Annotated in this window: 18 protein-coding genes; 10 read left to right on the forward strand and 8 right to left on the reverse strand. The window is 59.9% G+C overall.

Annotated elements, in window-relative coordinates; translation table 11 throughout:
• Nucleotides 1–52 precede the first annotated feature (52 nt).
• From K7A42_RS13160 to K7A42_RS13185, 6 genes are all read right to left on the reverse strand, one after another.
• The gene (locus tag K7A42_RS13160; RefSeq protein WP_044459292.1) at nucleotides 53–838 is read right to left on the reverse strand and encodes a transporter substrate-binding domain-containing protein; all 786 of its coding nucleotides are present in this window, start codon (nucleotides 836–838) and stop codon (nucleotides 53–55) included.
• The gene (locus K7A42_RS13165; protein ID WP_282455371.1) at nucleotides 835–1,587 is read right to left on the reverse strand and encodes a GntR family transcriptional regulator; all 753 of its coding nucleotides are present in this window, start codon (nucleotides 1,585–1,587) and stop codon (nucleotides 835–837) included. The genes K7A42_RS13160 and K7A42_RS13165 overlap by 4 nt, the downstream gene beginning before the upstream one ends.
• Before the next feature lie 167 nt (nucleotides 1,588–1,754).
• On the reverse strand, nucleotides 1,755–2,738 hold the full coding sequence (locus K7A42_RS13170; RefSeq protein ID WP_280171294.1) for a 3'-5' exonuclease: 984 nt from the start codon (nucleotides 2,736–2,738) through the stop codon (nucleotides 1,755–1,757).
• A gap of 193 nt (nucleotides 2,739–2,931) precedes the next feature.
• Nucleotides 2,932–3,345, reverse strand: coding sequence for a hypothetical protein (locus tag K7A42_RS13175; RefSeq protein ID WP_022562613.1), 414 nt, complete (start codon nucleotides 3,343–3,345; stop codon nucleotides 2,932–2,934).
• A gap of 142 nt (nucleotides 3,346–3,487) precedes the next feature.
• Entirely contained in the window at nucleotides 3,488–4,399 is a 912-nt protein-coding gene (locus K7A42_RS13180) for a lytic transglycosylase domain-containing protein (protein ID WP_044459289.1), read from the reverse strand.
• A 167-nt stretch (nucleotides 4,400–4,566) separates the two neighbouring features.
• Nucleotides 4,567–6,348 (reverse strand): methyl-accepting chemotaxis protein, encoded by a 1,782-nt coding sequence (locus tag K7A42_RS13185; protein ID WP_282455372.1) that lies wholly within the window; start codon nucleotides 6,346–6,348, stop codon nucleotides 4,567–4,569.
• A gap of 264 nt (nucleotides 6,349–6,612) precedes the next feature.
• On the opposite strand from K7A42_RS13185, the gene K7A42_RS13190 reads away from it, so the two are divergent.
• From K7A42_RS13190 to K7A42_RS13235, 10 genes are all read left to right on the forward strand, one after another.
• Nucleotides 6,613–7,203 (forward strand): methyltransferase family protein, encoded by a 591-nt coding sequence (locus tag K7A42_RS13190; RefSeq protein ID WP_072492945.1) that lies wholly within the window; start codon nucleotides 6,613–6,615, stop codon nucleotides 7,201–7,203.
• A gap of 126 nt (nucleotides 7,204–7,329) precedes the next feature.
• Entirely contained in the window at nucleotides 7,330–7,803 is a 474-nt protein-coding gene (locus tag K7A42_RS13195) for a VOC family protein (RefSeq protein WP_282455373.1), read from the forward strand.
• 261 nt (nucleotides 7,804–8,064) lie between these two features.
• Entirely contained in the window at nucleotides 8,065–9,408 is a 1,344-nt protein-coding gene (locus tag K7A42_RS13200) for an extracellular solute-binding protein (RefSeq protein WP_004444904.1), read from the forward strand.
• A gap of 80 nt (nucleotides 9,409–9,488) precedes the next feature.
• Nucleotides 9,489–10,379, forward strand: a complete 891-nt coding sequence (locus tag K7A42_RS13205) for a carbohydrate ABC transporter permease (protein WP_282455374.1) — start codon at nucleotides 9,489–9,491, stop codon at nucleotides 10,377–10,379.
• A gap of 7 nt (nucleotides 10,380–10,386) precedes the next feature.
• Nucleotides 10,387–11,271 carry an ABC transporter permease subunit gene (locus tag K7A42_RS13210; RefSeq protein ID WP_282455375.1) on the forward strand — a complete coding sequence of 295 codons (885 nt, stop codon included), beginning with the start codon at nucleotides 10,387–10,389 and terminating at the stop codon, nucleotides 11,269–11,271.
• Nucleotides 11,272–11,304: 33 nt separating this feature from the next.
• On the forward strand, nucleotides 11,305–12,426 hold the full coding sequence (locus K7A42_RS13215) for a sn-glycerol-3-phosphate import ATP-binding protein UgpC (RefSeq protein ID WP_006700579.1): 1,122 nt from the start codon (nucleotides 11,305–11,307) through the stop codon (nucleotides 12,424–12,426).
• 316 nt (nucleotides 12,427–12,742) lie between these two features.
• Nucleotides 12,743–14,068, forward strand: a complete 1,326-nt coding sequence (locus K7A42_RS13220; RefSeq protein WP_022562620.1) for an LLM class flavin-dependent oxidoreductase — start codon at nucleotides 12,743–12,745, stop codon at nucleotides 14,066–14,068.
• Between the two features lie 151 nt (nucleotides 14,069–14,219).
• Nucleotides 14,220–15,215, forward strand: coding sequence for an aliphatic sulfonate ABC transporter substrate-binding protein (locus tag K7A42_RS13225; RefSeq protein ID WP_108081630.1), 996 nt, complete (start codon nucleotides 14,220–14,222; stop codon nucleotides 15,213–15,215).
• The gene (locus K7A42_RS13230) at nucleotides 15,212–16,081 is read left to right on the forward strand and encodes an ABC transporter permease (RefSeq protein ID WP_004444914.1); all 870 of its coding nucleotides are present in this window, start codon (nucleotides 15,212–15,214) and stop codon (nucleotides 16,079–16,081) included. The genes K7A42_RS13225 and K7A42_RS13230 overlap by 4 nt, the downstream gene beginning before the upstream one ends.
• Nucleotides 16,078–16,812 (forward strand): ABC transporter ATP-binding protein, encoded by a 735-nt coding sequence (locus K7A42_RS13235; RefSeq protein WP_035210303.1) that lies wholly within the window; start codon nucleotides 16,078–16,080, stop codon nucleotides 16,810–16,812. Before K7A42_RS13230 ends, K7A42_RS13235 begins: the two co-directional genes overlap by 4 nt.
• A gap of 12 nt (nucleotides 16,813–16,824) precedes the next feature.
• Here the strand turns inward: K7A42_RS13235 and K7A42_RS13240 are convergent, their stop codons facing one another.
• Together K7A42_RS13240 and K7A42_RS13245 are read right to left on the reverse strand one after the other, a co-directional pair.
• Nucleotides 16,825–17,652: a carbohydrate ABC transporter permease gene (locus K7A42_RS13240; protein WP_006700583.1), complete on the reverse strand. Its 828-nt coding sequence runs from the start codon at nucleotides 17,650–17,652 to the stop codon at nucleotides 16,825–16,827.
• Nucleotides 17,649–18,533 carry a carbohydrate ABC transporter permease gene (locus K7A42_RS13245; protein ID WP_034496581.1) on the reverse strand — a complete coding sequence of 295 codons (885 nt, stop codon included), beginning with the start codon at nucleotides 18,531–18,533 and terminating at the stop codon, nucleotides 17,649–17,651. Before K7A42_RS13245 ends, K7A42_RS13240 begins: the two co-directional genes overlap by 4 nt.
• Nucleotides 18,534–18,544 lie beyond the last annotated feature (11 nt).

The following is an 18,544-nucleotide window of genomic DNA, read 5'->3' on the forward strand; positions in this document are numbered from 1 at the left end:
CGGTGGTGAGAAAGCCGTCCCGGGGAACCGGGACGACGGGGATATGTGACGATCAGAGATCGGCCGGCAGATCCTGCCCGAGCCATTTGGTGGCGATGGCATTCAGCGAACCGTCCGCCTTGGCCGCGGCGATAGTCGCATTGACCTTTTCCAGCAGGGCCGTCTCATTTTTGTTGAGGCCGATGTAGCAGGGCGAATTCTTGATCAGGAATTTCATTTCCGGCCGCTTCGGCGGGTTCTTCGCCAGAATGGCGGCGGCGACCACATTGCCGGTTGCGACAACCTCCGCCTGACCGGACAGGAAGGCGGAAATAGTGCCGTTATTGTCCTCATAGCGCTTGATGGTGGCGTCAGCGGGCGCAACCTTCGTCAGCTCGAGGTCTTCGACCGAACCGCGCGTCACGGCAACGGTCTTGCCCTTCAGGTCCTCGGCTTTGGAGAGGGAAACGTCCTGCGGACCGAACACGCCGTTGAAAAAAGGAGCATAGGCGGCCGAAAAATCGATGACCTTCTCGCGTTCGGCGTTCTTGCCGAGGCTGGAGATCACCAGATCGACCTTGTTGGTCTGCAGATAGGGAACGCGGTTGGCGCTGGTGACTGGCACCAGCTCCACCTTCACGCCCAGCTTGTCGGCGATCAGCTTTGCAACGTCGATGTCATAACCCTGCGGGGTCATGTCGGCCCCGACACTGCCAAAGGGTGGAAAATCCTGCGGCACGGCGACGCGCAGCGTGCCGCGTGCGGCAATGTCGGCAAGGGCGTCCGCCTTTGCGGGCGCGGAAAATCCGAAGGCGGCAGCCATGGCGGCGGCGGCGATGAAGGTCCGTCTGAATATCATGGGTCATTCTCCTTGTGCTGGTTCTGTTGCTCGGTTTTTTTGTCGGTATCGCCGCGGTTATGTTCCGGAAGGGCGAGCGAGTGGCGAAGACCGGCGAGCGGGTCAGGTCGCCGGGTGAGATCGAGGCCGGTTTCCACCTCGTCCAGATGTTCGATTGAAAGCTCCGCCGCCCTCGCGAAATCGCCGGCTGCGATCGCCTCGAATATCCGGCAATGTCCCTGATGCGACTGCAGCGCATGAAATTCCGACTGGTAAAGCATGGAAATGAGGATCGTGCGGGCCGTCAGGTCGCGCAGCAGTTCAACGAGGACGGCATTGCCACAAAGCTCGGCGATCCTGATGTGAAAATCGCCCATGAGGCAGGTCAGGCGCTGCCGGTCGCCCGCGGCTATGGCGACTTTCTCTTCCTCGAGATGCGCCAGGAGAACGCCGCGCCCTTCCTCGGTAAGGGTCCGCATACTGCGCAGCAACCCGGATTCGATGATCCGGCGCGCTTCATAGATGGTCATCGCCTCCTCGGCAGACGGCTCGACCACGAACCAGCCCCGCCTCGCACTAACGTGCACGATTCCCCGGGTTTCCAGCCGCATCATCGCCTCGCGTACCCGGGTGCGCGATACGGAGAAAAGTCCGGCAAGCTGGTTTTCGCTGAGCCGTGTGCCCGGCCGGATACGCGCCGACAAAATGCCGGATACGATGGCCTCTTCAATGTTTATCTGACGATCCTGCCTGGTATGTAAATCTTGCATACAAGACGGAAAGCAAAGCCCGTGCCAGACGGATTCCCCACTTTCAATCGCGGGGAAAACGACATGAGCTCAAAATTTGAGCAATCTGTCCAGCGCACACGAAAGAAGCAGCCTGTTAACAGGACAGATTTTCATCATTCGATCAAAGCGCCCGCAGGCGATTAACCCTACCCGGCCTTGAACCGGTCGAAAGCCGTGAGATATTTGACCGTAGGGTCGGCGTCCCAGCGATAGATTTCGGTGCGCAGAAAATGCAGCTCCTCCGCCAGCATCTCTTCCGGCAGCTCCGCCCACCAGGATTTCGGCCGGCCGTCCGAACCGTCCGACCAGCGATAACCCCGCTTTTTCAGGTGATCCTTCATATCGAAGGGGCTGTTCTCCGCGTAGATCCGGACGCGCGATCTACGGCTAGCCGCGTGAAGCTCCATGAAGGGCGTCATGCCTTCCTGGCCCGGCCGGTTCTGCTCGAGCACCTCCAGCAGCGCGAAGCAATCATCAACCGCGCGATGGCCATCATGGAAATAACCGGACTGACCGATCAGATAACCCAGCTTGTTGCCCTCAAATCCACGCACCCGCCAGTCGATTTCGGAAACGGAGCAGGCCCAGGCCTTCTCATTGAATATGGGCGAGAAGGCTTCACAGAAGGGACGGTCGAAGCCGGCATTGTGGGCAATGATCAGATCGGCATCGCCGACGAGAGAAGCCAGCCGCTCCATGTCGATCGCCTGCCCCGCAACCATGTCATCGGTGATCCCTGTCAGCCGAGTGATCTCCGCCGGTATGCCGACGTTGGGCTGCCGCAGTCCGCCGTAAATGCCGGTGACGTCGCCAATGGCGCCCTGATCGTCGAACGTGAAGGCGATGACGCCGATCTCGATGATTTCGTCCGTCCGGTGGTTCAGACCCGTGGTTTCCGTGTCGAGGATCACGCCCCGGCGGGAAAATTCCGGCCTTGGCCGTTCCACGACCTGACGCGGCATGAGCTTGCGCAGAACGCGGTAATTGCCGGTGGATTCGAGATAGCCCGCCAGCCCCTCGTCATCCATTGCGACCCTCTGCACCGCTCCGCGTCCCGGCATTTTTCGCCCCCGTTCGGTCTCGGGAAGCCGCGCGGCCGCGGAAGCGAAAAAGTCCAACTGGGAGGTCATGAGGTGCCTGCCGCCTTGCCCGGAAATCGAAAATCAGTACTCCAACATATGCGTAGAGGCTCACGGTAACAACAGCAGACGCTCTCATCCACAGAAAGGCGGCGCCAATCCGTTAACGAAAGACGCGCACGGTTTCAGGCTTCGGAAAAAACCGCCGTCATCTGTAAATCTGCGGCGATCTCAACCGCGGCGGTCAGGGAGCCGGACGCCCCAGGACAGTCTCGCAGCTTGCCGGATCGCCGATGATCTCGCTCGTGGTGATGATGGAAGCCGCGTCCGCGGTGATCTTGATGATGCAATCGCGGCGATGTTGCTTGATTTTCATGCCCTCGGTCTGCGAGACCTGCGCCTGCCCGTCGACGGTCCGGTATTCGCGCCGGTTGCTGAGCCCGGCATAGGTCTCGACATCCACTTTCAGCCAGTAGGATTCGGTTGCGCCCTTTTCGATGATGACCTTGTTGGGGCGGCCAAGCCGGGCGATTGCCGCCTCCCGCGGCTGCCCTTTAAAACCGGCCACAGTGCGGGTGATTTCCGTCTGCCCGGTGCTGGTGCACGCCACGGCCATGGTCAGCACCGCTGCCAGCGCTCCGGTTTCAAGCAATCTCATGTGCAATTCATCCCCTCGTCACACGCCACCGGCCCGCGGGTTGCGGTCGCCGCCGCCCGCAAATCTAGGAGCGATCATCTCGCACTGAAAGGAGGAGCGGCGTATGGGCCGATCAACTTGTCATGATCAGCCGCGGCCTCCGCTAGCGGTTGCGGAACACGGTGCAGGGAACACCCGCCCCGCGGATTTCACCACAAAGCGCATTGGCTTCGGCTCTGGTCTCGCGGCCGATGCGCGCGGCGTAACGCGGGCGCGAACCGAAATTGCCACCCCTTTGCCGCACGATCAGTGCGCGCTCGGCATTGAGAGGCCCCGACAATTGGCCTATGGCACGGGTAAAGAGCCGGTTCGCCACCGTCGGATTGTAATGGGCGGCAAGCTGCACACCCCATGGCGCCCAGTCGGCGGAAGATATCAGGACGGGATCGTTGATCGTGCGTGTATCGGCAAGCCGCAGGCAGGCGTCGATGAAGGGCCGGCTGTCGTCCAGCGCCGGCGCGGCCTTATCCGGTGGATTGTCTTTCCAGCTTTCCACAGGGTACCCGGTGATTGCAAAGACATAATCGCGCGTTTCCACCGGCAGGCGACCTGTCGCGATAAAACCGCGCAGCCCCGCCTCGCCGGCATTATAGGCTGCGGCTGCGAGACCGAAATTGCCGAAGCGCAGCTTCAGCTCCGACAGATAGCGTGACGACGCCTCCAGCGCAGCAATGATGTTGAAACTGTTGTCCAGACCACGCAGCCTCGCCGTCCCCGGCATGAACTGGGCAATGCCTTCCGCCCCCTTCGGGCTCACCGCATCGGCCCGGAACAGGCTCTCCCGCCAGATCAGCCTGGCGAAATAATCCGGCGGAACGGCATGGCGCGCGGCGAGAACCTCGATGGCGTGGCAAAGGTCCCTGTTGTAGCTCTGGGGACTGATGCACAATTCGGGCGCCACATCGTGAGCATGGGCGCAGGACGCCTTGCCGTCAGCCGGCGTTTCGGCCTGCGCCGGCCCGAGAAACGCCGCCAGCCAGCAGAGAACGAGCACGACCCTGCCTGTTGATGTCATCCCTGCCAAACGAAAGTCCCCGTAATCTTCAGGCGCGCTGCGTCGATTATCCGACAATCGCGACGATATGCCTATACCCCGCACTTGCATGGATCGATTTCGGTTTCAGACGTTTCATGGCCCCCCATGCCAAGGCCCGCAGGGGTGGAAGGGAACCGGAGATGCGTCTAGAAGTCCTGCCATTCCTCATGCGCGACAGCCGCGCTCGATGCGCCACGCACGCCCGACGGGCGGGATAGCGGGTGGCGCGGCGCGGCGGCACCGCGCTGGCCGGACCCGCTGCGCGTAGAGGCCGCATGACGCGCAGTCTCCTCGAACCGGAACTGGCCAAGGAGCTCGAACAGGGCCGCGGCCTCCCGCGCGAGGCTGTGGCTTGCGGCCGTCTGCTCCTCCACCATCGCGGCGTTCTGCTGGGTAGCCTGATCCACGCTGTTGACCGCCTGATTGATTTCGGCAAGCGCCGTGGACTGTTCGCGCGCCGCATCCACGATCGCCGCCACATTGGTATTGATGTCGCGGACCTGCTCTGCGATTTCCTGCAGCGCCGAACCCGCCCTGGTGACGAGGCCGACGCCGTTTTCCACCTGCTTGCCCGAAGCGTTGATCAGGTTCTTGATTTCCTTTGCGGCCGTCGCCGAGCGCTGCGCAAGCTCGCGCACCTCCTGCGCGACAACGGCAAAGCCCTTGCCTGCCTCGCCTGCACGGGCCGCTTCCACGCCCGCATTAAGCGCCAGAAGGTTGGTCTGGAAAGCAATTTCGTCGATCACGCCGATGATGCTCGAGATTTCCCGCGATGATTTTTCAATCTGATCCATGGCGCCTATGGCATCGCGCACCACCTGGCCTGAATGTTCGGCATGGTCGCGGGCACGGGCAACGATCCTGCCGGCTTCTTCCGCCCGACGGCTTGAGTCACCGACTGCGGTGGTGACCTCTTCAAGCGCGGCAGCGGTCTCCTCTATCGAAGCCGCCTGCTGCTCCGTCCGTCTGGCAAGATCATCTGCCGCGGATCGTATTTCATTCGACCCGGAAGAAATGGCGCCGGCATTTTCAGACACCCGCGTCATGGCCCGCTTGAGCTTTTCCGAAGCCGCGTTGAAATCCGTGCGCAGCCGTTCAAGCGAGGGAATGAAAGGCGTGTCGATGCTCTGGGCAAGATCGCCTTCGGCAAGGTCTGTAAGGCACTGCGCCAGCTTTTCGACATTCTCGACACGGCCGGTCACATCGGTCGCGAATTTGACGACCTTGAACACTTTCCCATTCATATCGAAGATCGGATTATAGGAAGCCTGGATGAAGACCTTGCGGCCGCCCTTGCCAAGACGCATGAATTCATCCGCCACCAGATCGCCGCCGGCGAGCCTTTCCCAGAACTGCCTGTAGGCCGGTGACTGTGTATAGGCCGGCTCGCAGAACATGGAATGATGCCGGCCCTGCACTTCCGCCAGAGAATAGCCCAGCGCCGTCAGAAAATTCTCGTTGGCGGTCAGGATTTCGCCGTTGGGCGAGAATTCGATGATGGCCTGCGCCCGGGAAAGGGCGTCGATCTTGCCGGCGTCTTCCGCCGCCTTCAGCTTGCGTGCGGTGATGTCTGTAGCGATCTTCACCACCTTCACCGGCTTGCCGCGGCGAAACACGGGGTTATAGGAAGCCTCGATCCAGACCTCCCTGCCGCCCTTGCCGATGCGCTTATACTGCTGCTGATCGAACTGACCGGCAGCAAGTTTTGCCCAGAAGCCCTTGTAATCCGCCGAAGCCACGACGGCGGGTTCGACGAACATGCTGTGATGCCTGCCGAGGATTTCCGAAAGTTCGTAATCCAGAGCCCGACAGAAATTCTCATTGGCGGCAAGAATCTTTCCCGAAAGGTCGAATTCTATGATGGCCTGGGATTTGGAAAGCGCGGCGAGAACCGCGAAAGCATTGGCACCACGATCAAGAACACTCAAGCGCGCTTCTCCGATAAAACAGGAAGTTTCTATCCAAAATTATTCATGCATATTATAATTTCAGTATTAATTGATATTTAATGATAATTTTATTTTCGTCCGATGCGCGTGCGTACTCTAGCGAAATTTCCATTCATTGGTTCGTTTTTTGAAATTTCACACCTGTCCCCGTAGTCGAAGACACGACGATGCAATAGTTCCATTGATACATTTGTTCCGAGTCGGGAGCCCGCTTCCGGCTTGGGCAATATATTTGGGGGAGACATGATTGATCTTGTGGCAGTGCTTGCGGTGTGGACCTATATCGGCGGCTTCTTATGGCTGACGGCCCGGCTGGCGAAGCGCACGGGCGAACCGGTCTGGCTTTTTGCCAAGGGTCGCGAAAGGCAAACCGTTCCCGCCACGCTTTTCCGTGTCGCGTTTCTTCTCGGCGCGCTTCTGCCGCTTTTCACCCTCTGGCTGGAACCGCAACAGGCCGGCTGGCTGCTGGACCGACACTATACCGGCGCAGCCATCCGCTTCGCTGGGGTGGCTATGGCGCTGGCGGGAAGTGCGCTCGCGCTCTACGCGCAGCATTACATGGGCAAATCGTGGCGCATCGGCGCGGCCGAAGGCCATCTCGGAACCATCGTGGATACCGGGCCTTTCAGCATGTCAAGAAACCCGGTCTTCGTCGGGCAGATTGTGCTGTTTGCGGGATTGGTTCTGGTGTTCACCTCCATTCTGCAGCTCACCGTCGCCATCGTCCTCATCATCGCGGTGATGCTGCAGGTCAGCATTGAAGAGCGCGTGCTGACAAAGGAACTTGGCCCGGCCTATGTTGCCTATCGCCGCAGGGTGAGACGCTGGCTTTGACACTGGTCACGCATTGTTTCGGAACGTTTGCGCTGCGGCTGCATTTTATGCCGGATGGGGAGCCGTCAATCTGCCCATGATTTGCCGCCGGCAAGGGGAAGCCGTCAACCTCGGAGGACCATACCCATGCGAAAGAACATGATCTGTATCTGGTACGACAAGGACGCAGAGGCAGCAGCCCGTTTTTATGCCGACACGTTTCCCGATAGTGAGGTTATAAAAGTGTATCACGCACCCGGCGACTATCCCTCCGGCAAGCAGGGGGACGTCCTCATGGTGCAGTTCACTGTCGCGGGCGTAACCTGCATCGGCCTCAATGGTGGGCCGCAATTCAAGCACAGCGAAGCTTTTTCATTCCAGATATCGACTGAAGATCAAGAGGAAACCGACCGCTACTGGAACGCCATCGTTGGCAATGGCGGCCAGGAAAGCGCCTGCGGCTGGTGCAAGGACAAATGGGGCATCTCCTGGCAGATCACGCCGCGCGTGCTGATGGATGCCATGGCTGTCGGCGGGGCAGAAGCCAGACGAGCCTTCACGGCGATGATGGATATGAAGAAAATCGACGTCGCCGCCATCGAAGCCGCACGCCGGGGTTGATGGAGACAGACGGTTCAGCATCAGGTAGCGGAACGCCCGCTTTCCACGTAAATAACTGACGTCTAAATAGAAATACATGCATTGCGCTTCCAGCGATCGTATTTCGCCGCGCCGACGATGCTGCGCCGCAAGTCATCATAAAACGTTCAACAAAATGTAAGCTATCCGTCAAATACGACTGTTAGCAGAGCCCGTGGCTTCGTGCTCAGGACATGACGTCCCTGCCGATCAGGCCATCATTCCATCAACGGGGCTCAACTCATGAAACCTTCCGCTCTGACCTCTTTCATGGCCGGCGTTGCCATTGCCGCCGCCTTCGGCGCCACGGCTGCCCACGCTGAAAAGACCAAGTTCGAATTCTGGTACGGCCTTTCCGGTGACCTTGGCGAACGCGTTCAGGACACCTGCAAGAAGTTCAACGAATCCCAGGCTGAATTCGAGATCGTCTGCACGTCTCAGAACGATTACGACGCCACGCTGCAGAACACCATCGCCGCCTACCGCGCCAAGAAGCAGCCGGCGATCACCCAGATTTACGACGCCGGCACACTGGACATGATGCTGTCCAAGGCTTTCGTTCCCGCGAAAAAGCTGATGGCTGACAATGGCTACAAGATCGACTGGGACAATTATTTCCCGGGCATTGCCAATTATTATGCAACGGCTGCGGGCGAGCTGAACTCCTTCCCCTACAATTCATCCACCGCTGTCTTCTATTACAATGTCGATGCGTTCGAAAAAGCCGGCATCACCTTCAAGCCCGATACATGGGAACAGGTTGAAGAGGCCGCGAAGAAGCTGAAAGCCGCCGGCTTCGAATGCCCGCTCGCCTTCAACTTCGACACCTGGATGCTGATGGAACAGTTCTCCGCCATCCATAACCAGCCGATCGCCACCAAAGGCAACGGCTATCAGGGCCTCGACGCGGAACTGACGATCAACAAGACCAAGTTCGTCGACCATGTGAAATTCTTCAAAAAGATGCAGGACGAGAAGCTATTCGTCGTCAAGACGAAGCAGCTCGGCATGGACATCCTGCCCGCATTCACCTCGCAGACCTGCCAGATGTTCATGTCTTCGATTGCCGGGCACGGCACGGTGGGCAAGGGCATGCCTGAGGGCGTGAAGTGGGACGTGGCCATGCTGCCGGTCTGGAAGGGCACGCAGCGGCAGAACTCGCTCGTCGGTGGCGCTTCCCTGTGGGTCATGGCCGGCCGTCCGGAAGCGGAATACAAGGGCGCGGCAGCATTCCTCAACTTCATCGCCCAGCCGGAGATGGTTCAGTGGTGGTCCACGGTCACCGGTTACATCCCGGTCACCAAGACCGGCTTCGACGCCATGAAGGCCAACGGCTTCTACGACAAGGCACCCTATAAGGGTCGCGAAAAGGCAATTGAGAGCCTGACCTTCACGCCGCCTTCCGAATATACGCGCGGCATCCGTCTCGGCAACTTCACGCAGATCCGCAAGGAAGTCTCCACGGCACTCGAAGCCATCTTCATGCAGAATGCCGACGTTCAGGGGGAACTCGACAAGGCCGTCGAGCGCTCCAATGCCGGCCTGCGCCGCTTCGAAAAGACCTATGCCGGCGCCAAGCTGAACTAAGCTTCGCCGTTTTTCCAGAGGCTTGCCCGCGGGATCTCCCGGGCAAGCCCGTCCAGTTCTCCACTTTTGCCGGTTACTCAATGGAAAAGCGCGCCGTCTTCAAGAGCACGTGGTTGCCCGTGCTGTTCGCCCTGCCGCAGCTTCTGCTGATCTTTCTGTTCTTCTATTGGCCCGTGGCAGCGGTCATCAACTGGGCGTTCACACTTGAACCGCCCTTCGGCGGTGCGGCGGAATTCGTCGGGCTCGCCAATTTCAAGGAGACCTTCTCCGATCCGCTTTACTGGCAATCGGTGCTCGTCAGCCTGATCTTCGCCGTCGCCGGTCCGTTCTTCACCATTCTCATCGGCCTTGTCCTTGCGCTTTGCGTGGATCGCGCCCTTCCCGGCTCCGGCTTCTTCCGGGTGCTCTACATTCTTCCTTACGCCATCGCCGGGCCTGCGGCGGGCATGGCTTTCCGTTTCATCCTCTCGCCGGAACGCGGGCTTGCCGCCTCGCTCAACGCCTGGTGGCCGGATTTCTGGAACCCGGCAAAATATGGCGAGCACGCGCTGATCCTCGTCATCGTCATCTTCATCTGGAAATGGGCGGGTTACACCTTCATCTTCCTGTTCGCCGGCCTGCAATCCGTGCCGCGCGCGCTGACGGAAGCAGCCGCCATGGATGGCTCCGGGCCCGTCCGCCGCGCCATCGACATTCAGGTGCCGCTGTTGGCACCGACCCTGTTCTTCCTGACCGTCATCATGATGACGGAGGGTTTCGTCGGCGCGGATACGTTCGGCATCGTCGCCTCCACCACCGAGGGCGGTCCCAACCGCGCCACCGAAGTGATGGTCTACCGCATCGTCAGCGAAGCGTTCGAGGGGCTGAACTATTCCGGCGCCTCGGCACAGAGCCTCGTCCTCATCGGCCTCATCATGATTTTCACCTTCATCCAGTTCCGCTTCGTCGAGCGGCAGGTCCATTACAAGTGAGGCGACGATGATCCAGCGCACCCCCTATGCCGACGCCCTGACCTACGGGCTGATGATTGCCGGTTTTCTTCTGCTCATCGGTCCCCTGCTCGTCGTGATCGCCGGCGCCAGCCAGTCTGTCGTTCAGGTCAACAGCATCCCGTTCAGCTTTCTGCCACAGGGCGAATTCCTCACCAATGCCCAAACCGCCTGGCAACGCGCCAATCTCGGCAACGCCCTTCTCAACAGCATGATCATGGCCACGCTGGTCACGATCGGCAAGGTGGCCCTTTCGGCCTTTACCGCCTTCGCCATCGTGTTCTTCCGCTCGCCGCTGAAGCACCTCTTCTTCTGGACGGTGTTCATCACCCTCATGCTGCCGCTGGAAGTGCGCGTGGTCCCGACCTATTCGGTGGCCGCGGATATTTTCCAGCCTTTCCGCTCCATCTTCGGATGGTTCGGAATTGAGGTCTCAGTGGAGTGGAACCTCCTGAATTCCTATGTCGGCCTCACCCTGCCGCTGGTCGCGACCGCCACCGGCACCTTTCTATACCGCCAGTTCTTCATGACCATCCCCGACGAACTGGCTGAAGCGGCGCGCATGGACGGATCGGGGCCAATCCGCTTCTTCGTGGAAATGCTGGTGCCGCTCTCCCGAACCAACATGGCGGCGCTCACCACCATCATGTTCGTTTATGCCTGGAACCAGTATCTCTGGCCGTTATTGATGGTCACCGATCCTTCCTACAAGACGGTGATGATGTCGCTGCGCGCCCTTCTGCCCGCCGAAGACGGCACGCCGGACTGGAACGTGACACTGGCCGGCTCCCTCATCATCATCACACCGCCGCTTCTCGTTGTCGCCTTCCTGCAACGCTGGTTCGTCCGCGGTCTCGTTTCGTCCGAAAAGTGACGGCGCGCGGCTTTTAACAACAAGGTTCCCATCATGGCTCAGATCGATATCCGCCAGCTCCGCAAATCCTATGGCAAGACCCCCACGCTGCATGGCGTGGATCTCACTTTCGGCTCCGGCGAATTCGTCGTCATCCTCGGCCCCTCCGGCTGCGGCAAGTCCACCCTTCTGCGCATGATCGCCGGGCTGGAGGACATCACCTCCGGCGAGATCGCGATTGGCGGACGCGTGGTCAACAGGCTCGAGCCGCGTGAGCGCGGATGCGCCATGGTATTTCAGAACTACGCGCTCTATCCGCACATGACCGTCGCCGGCAATATCGGCTACGCGCTGAAAGTTGCCGGCGTCGCCAGGGCCGAGCGCCAGCGCCGGATCGAGGAAACGGCGAAGATTGTCGGCCTTTCCGATTATCTGGAACGCAAGCCGGCTGCGCTTTCCGGCGGCCAGCGCCAGCGTGTGGCCATGGCCCGGGCAATCATTCGGGAGCCGCAGGTCTTCCTGTTCGATGAGCCGCTCTCCAATCTCGACGCCAAGCTGCGTGTCACCATGCGCGCCGAAATCCGCAAGCTGCACCAGCGCCTGTCCGCCACCTCCGTCTTCGTCACCCACGACCAGGTGGAAGCCATGACGCTGGCCGACCGGCTGGTCGTGATGAACAGGGGCATCGTCGAACAGGTCGGTCATCCCCTCGATATCTATCATCGTCCCGCCAGCACCTTTGTTGCATCCTTCATCGGTTCGCCGGCCATGAACCTGTTCACCACCCGGGTTGAAGTGGAATCCCACGCCGTCATGCTGGCCGGCACGCCGGTGAAACTCTTTCCCGAAACCGCACTGGAACTGCGCGGCCGCGATGTAACGGTCGGCATCCGCCCGGAGCAATGCCTCGTCAGCGCGGATGGCGAGGGCGTGCCGGCCATCGTCGATTTCGTCGAAGAACTGGGATCGGGCCGCATCGTACACGCCGAGATTGCCGGCGAAACATTCTCCGCTGCCATAGGCGAGGACCTGGCCGTGAAGCCCGGCCAGCGCATCCATCTCGGCCTGCCGGCCGCGCAGCTCCACTTCTTCGATCCGGCTACCGGCAAGCGTATAGAAACGGAAAGCGCCATTGAGACCCGCCGCACGGGGAACGAGGCGCTTCTGGCGGTCTGAACGCGGACGGCGCCGAAAAAGAGGTCCGGTGGCAGGCCGCCTGCCGGGCCTTCACACGACGCGGCCCCGTCACGACGATACGAAGTTGCAGACATATTACCCGCCCGCGACAACCGGTCGACAGCGACGGTTGCATCGTCGCAAACACAATCCCGAGAAAAATCTTTCGGTTTGGAAATCATAATCGGAATAGTCTTTGCCGCGCCAATTCCCTGACGGGGATATCGTCGCCGCAAGCAAGAAGCGGGCTTGCGCCCGCCAGGGGATGCGACAGCGAGCCGTCCGCGCCGAAACACCGACAAGAGAGTGAAACCCAATGGCAAATGATCGCAAACTGCATCTCGGCGCCTTTATGAGGCCCGTCAGCCTCCACACGGGCGCATGGCGTTACCCCGGCGCCTTTCCTGACGCCAATTTCAATTTCGCCCATCTGGCGCGTTTCGCGCAGCAGCTCGAAGCTGCGAAATTCGACGCATTCTTCATGGCCGATCATCTCGCCGTCCTGAACATGCCTACGGAGGCGCTGCGCCGCAGCCATACCGTTACTTCCTTCGAGCCCTTCACGCTTCTTTCCGCCCTGGCCGCCGTCACCCAGCGCATCGGTCTCGTCGCAACCGCGTCTACCACGTTCGACGAGCCCTATCACGTGGCCCGGCGTTTTGCCTCTCTCGATCACCTCAGCAATGGCCGCGCCGGCTGGAACATCGTCACTACCTCGAACCCGGACGCCGCCCGGAATTTCGGCCGTGATGATCAACCCGACCACGCCGAGCGCTATGGCCGCGCGCGGGAGTTCTATGATGTCGTCACCGGGCTGTGGGATTCATTTTCGGACGATGCCTTCATTCGGGATGTCGATAGCGGACTGTTCTTCGACCCTGAAAAAATGCATGTGCTGAACCACAGGGGCCCCGAATTTTCGGTGCGCGGACCGCTCAATATCGCCCGCCCGGTGCAGGGCTGGCCGGTCATCGTTCAGGCCGGCGCATCCGAACCCGGACGCCAGCTCGCCGCCGAAACCGCTGAGGTGGTCTTTGCGGCCACACCCACCCTTGCAGCAGGCAAGGCCTTTTACAAGGACGTAAAGGACAGGACGGTCGCCGCCGGACGGTCGCGTGATGGCATCGTCATTCTGCCTGGCGCGTTCGTTCTTGTCGGCGATACGGTCGAGGAGGCAAAAGCCAAGCGCGCCAGGCTCGACAGCCTCGTCCACTATGAAAGCGCGATAGCATCGCTGTCGATCGCGCTGGGTCACGACGTGTCCGGTTTCGATCCCGACGCCCCGCTGCCCGACATTCCGGAAACGAATGCGAGCAAATCCAGCCGCGAAAGAGTGATAGAACTTGCCAGAAGCGAAGGGCTGACGGTGCGTCAACTCGCGCAGCGGCTGGGCGGCTATGCAGGGCTCGCCTTCGTCGGCACGCCGAAAACCATCGCCGACGAGATGGAACAATGGCTGCATGAGGAAGGCTCGGACGGCTTCAACGTCACCTTCCCCTTCCTGCCCGCCGGTCTTGACGATTTTACCACGCTGGTCGTGCCGGAACTGCAAAAGCGCGGACTGTTCCGAACGGACTATGAGGGTCCGACATTGCGCGATCATCTCGGACTGCACCGCCCGGTCAACCGCTTCTTTGCTTGATAACGGGATGTCGCGCCTATCCCTCCGGGATTAGGGAGATTTTCCACGCCGCTTTCGAAGTTTGGCATGGGGTTCCAGAGGTGCGTATTGACCACAAAAACCCCTGCCTTTAGCCTTTATGTACATAAAATCCATAAAATAGGTGAATTAAATGAAGGCCGAACATTCCCGCCGCCATATCCTCAAGCTCGGTATTGCCGGCGCGCTTGCCGCGCCGCTTGCAACTCGCGGTGCGCTGGCACAGAGCACGCCGGAATTTCCGGCAGAGCTGAAGCTGGACTGGGGATTTTATTCGTCCCATACGCTGCTGATAAAGAACAAGGGCTGGCTTGAGGAAGCGTTCAAGGATGTCGGCACCAAGATCACCTGGGTACAATCGCGCGGCAGCAACAACTCGCTGGAGTTCCTCAAGGTCGGCTCGACCGATTTCGCCGGTTCCGCGGCGCTTTCGGCCTTTATTGCCCGCGCCAATGGCGTGCCGCTGAAAGTCATCTATGTAGCAAGCTGGGGCGGTTCGTCCATCATTCAGGTGCGTCCGGATTCGCCGGTAAAGACGGTGGCCGATCTCAAGGGCAAGACCATTGCCGTCACCAAGGGCACGGCTCCCTATTTCACCCTTGTCCGCGCGCTTGCTCAACACAAGCTGTCAGTCGATGATCTGAAGGTTGTAAACCTGCAGCACCCCGAGGGGTTCAACGCGCTGCAGCAGGGACAGGTGGATGCCTGGGTCGGTATCGATCCGCACACCTCCCAGGCCGAGCTTGCCGGCGACAGGGCAATTTTCGATGAGCGTAGCTGGCGCGACGGCAGTGTCTTCAGCGTATCGGAGGCGTTCCTGGCAAAACACCCGCGCGCGGTAGAGCGTCTGCTCGGCGTGTGGGTGCAGACGCAGAAATGGATCCGCGAGAATAACAGTGAATTCATCGATTTCGTCACGAAGGTAACGGGCAACGACCCCAAGATCACGGAACTTACCATCAACAAGCGTGACTGGAACGACCCCGTCCCGGGTGAAGAACTGCTGAATTCGATCCGTATCGTTACCCCGCTGCTTGGCGACGACGTCCTGCGTCCGGGGGTCAATGTCGACAATGTTCTTGCGTCATTGATAGACCCGGCTCCGGCGAAAAAGGTGCTGGGCGCATGAATTCCCATCCGCGCGAATTTCAGCGCGTGAGACAGCCATCCAGACAGTCTCCTTCCCGATCGACGCTTGTGCAAAAGGTGGGGGCTTTCTTCACACGGTTCGACCTGCGCGGTGCGATCGTGCCGGTCGGGTCTTTGCTGCTGCTCGAGCTTTTTGTTCGCATGGGCTGGGTGAGCCCTTATGTACTGCCGCCGCCGTCGGAACTCTACGATACGTTTCTGCGGCTTGCTGAAGGACCTCTCTGGACCAATGTCGCGGCAAGCACCGCCCGCGTTTTCGTCGGCTTCGTCATCGGCTCGGTGCTTGCGGTCATCGTTGGATCGCTGGTCGGGCTGGTCGTTGCCGCCGAGCGATATCTGGAGCCCACGTTCCAGGCCCTGCGCGCGGTTCCGAGCCTCGCCTGGGTGCCGCTGCTGATGATCTGGTTCGGCATCGGCGAAACCTCTAAAATCGTCCTGATCGCCAAGAGCGCGTTTTTCCCGGTCTATCTCAACCTGTTCTCCGGCATCCGCAATGTGGATCGCAAACTTGTGGAAGTGGGCGAAATGTATCGCCAGCCCCTGCCCGTACTGGTCTGGCGAATTTTTATCCCGGCCTCCCTGCCTCATCTTTTCACCGGCCTGCGTTACGGGCTGTCCCTTGCCTGGCTGAGCGTCGTGGCAGCCGAGCTACTGGCCGCATCCGAAGGGATCGGCTACATGCTTTCCGACGGGCGGGAACTGTCCCGTCCCGATCTGGTGATGATCGCCATCATCTGCCTTGCGGTGCTCGGCAAGATATCCGACAGCCTGTTCAAGATCGTCGAGGAACGCTGCCTGCGTTGGCGCGATACCTATCCCCTGCAGGAAGGAGGGCGGTTGCGATGAGCCTGCTTCAGGTAGACGTGCGCGAAAAGGCCTTCGGCGATACCGTTGTCCTTCAGGACATTCATCTGGGGCTCGGCGATGGCGAAGCGGCGGTTCTTCTCGGGCCAAGCGGCTGCGGAAAGAGCACGCTGCTGCGCATCGCCGCAGGTCTGGACAGGCGATTTGCCGGCGCCGTGACGATCAACACGGCGGAAGAAGACGGTGCGACGGACACGCCGCCGATCGCCTTCGTCTTTCAGGAACCCCGCCTGATGCCCTGGCTGACGGTTTCCGAAAATATCGGCTATGCGGCCGGCAAGAAATTCGACGTGCAGCGGGTTGAAGGGCTGATCAACGACGTAGGCCTCAGCGGCCACGGCGCGGCGCTGCCAAAGGCGCTTTCCGGCGGCATGGCGCAGCGTGTCGCCATCGCTCGGGCGCTCTATACGCAACCGCGTATCCTGCTGCTGGATGAACCCTTCAGCGCGGTCGATGCCTTCACGCGGATGAAGCTTCAGGACCTTGTTCTAAAGCTTGTCGAACAGCGCGGCATCTCATTCCTTCTCGTCACCCACGATATCGATGAAGCTCTCTATCTCGGCGACCGGATTTACATGATGGGTGCCCATGACGGTCGCATACAGGAGGAGATCGAGGTGGACGTGCCACGCCCCCGTGACCGGCGCTCACCCCGGCTGGCAACCCTCAAGAACGACGTGCTGACAGCCCTGCACAAGGCGCATGTCATCTGATCGTCCGCCCCCTCACCCTTTCACACCGGACGAGATCATGATGGCTTCCGTTACCCGCCGCTGGAAGATGACGTAGGCGATGATGACCGGCAGCGCGGCAAGCATGGCGATGGCCATCAGCCGTGCATAGGCAACGCCGAATGTGTCATTGACCTGGGTGATGCCGACCGGGATCGTCATCATGTTTTCCGAGGTAACGACGAGGAAGGGCCAGAAGAAGGCGTTCCAGACCGTGATGAATGTCACGATCGCCATGGCGGTCGTAATGCCCCAGTTCAGCGGCAGGTAGACCTTGAAAAGGATCGTATACTCACCGCCGCCATCCAGAACCACAGCCTCGCGCATCTCCTTCGGCACGCTGTCGAAGAACTGCTTGTAGACGATGATGACGATGGGCGTGATTAGCTGCGGCAGGATGATGCCTGCCCAGGTGTTGATGAGGTTAAGGTTTTTCATCAGGATGAACTGCGTGACGACAAGCGTCTGCGCCGGCACCATGAAACTCGCCAGCACGATGCCATAGAGCAGGCGTCGGCCCGGAAACCGTATCTGCGAGAGGGCATAGGCGCACAACATCGAGATAAGAAGCACCGACACGGTAACGATCGCCGCCGTGCCGACCGAGTTGATATACCAGTTCATCAACTGCGTGTTGAAGATGGCGTTCACATAGGCGCTCAGCCGGAACTCGTCGGGTATCAGCAAGGTGTTCCCTGCAACATTCTCATCCGAGCGAATGGAGGTGACGAAGGTCCAGTAGAGCGGAAATATCCATACCAGCGCCGCCGAGAAGGTTAGCACGGTCAGGATGATGTTTTCTAGTCTTCTGCTGAGGCTCATGAGTTCCTCCGGATGCGCAGCAACTGGAACTGGAGAATGGAAACGATGACGATCAGCAGGAACAGCACGGTGGCGACGGCTGAGGCATAACCGCCATTGTTGAGCTGGAAGGCTTCACGATAGACCTTTAGAAGCAGCACGAAGCTTGAGTTGAAAGGGCCGCCGCCGCTCAGGAGATAGATCTGGTCGAATATCTTCAGTTGCAGGATCAATTGAAGGGTCAGCACGAGGGCTGTCACGGGCCATAATAGCGGCCAGGTCACGCGCCAGAAGCGTTGCCACGTCGTTGCGCCATCGAGCGAGGCGGCCTCATAAAGCTCGGCCGGAATGTTGCGAAGACCCGCGATGAATAGCAATACGTTGAAACCGTTGGTCCACCAGATGGTGACGACAGCGACCATCGGCATGACCCAATAGGGATTCTTGAAGACCGCGACCGGTTTTCCGGCAAACAGGGAAATCACCGGCTGAAGAATGCCGAACTGAAGATCGAGCATCCACGTCCAGATTTCCGTGACGACGGATACAGGCAAGACATAGGGCAAGAAAAACAGGCTCATCGCAACCGTCTGCCTGACGCCCGAAAGGCGGCTGACGGCGAGTGCTATCATCAGCGCGATGACAGTCGTCGGGACCACGGTTAGAAGCACAAAATAACCGTTGTTCTTCAGCGACGTTATAAACAGGCGGTCGCTCAGCAGCTTTGCGTAGTTTGCAAACCCGACCCAGTTTCCATCACCGATCAGGGGCGCATCGGTGAAACTCATGCGCACCATCTCGACCAGCGGATAAAGGAAGAAGGTGGCGAAGACCACGATGAACGGCGTCACCATCGACAGCGCGATCAGCGATTTCTTGCGCCGGTTTTCAATCATAGCCATGGACTGTCTCC

Source organism: Agrobacterium sp. InxBP2 (assembly GCF_026191755.1).
Lineage (GTDB): Bacteria > Pseudomonadota > Alphaproteobacteria > Rhizobiales > Rhizobiaceae > Agrobacterium > Agrobacterium pusense.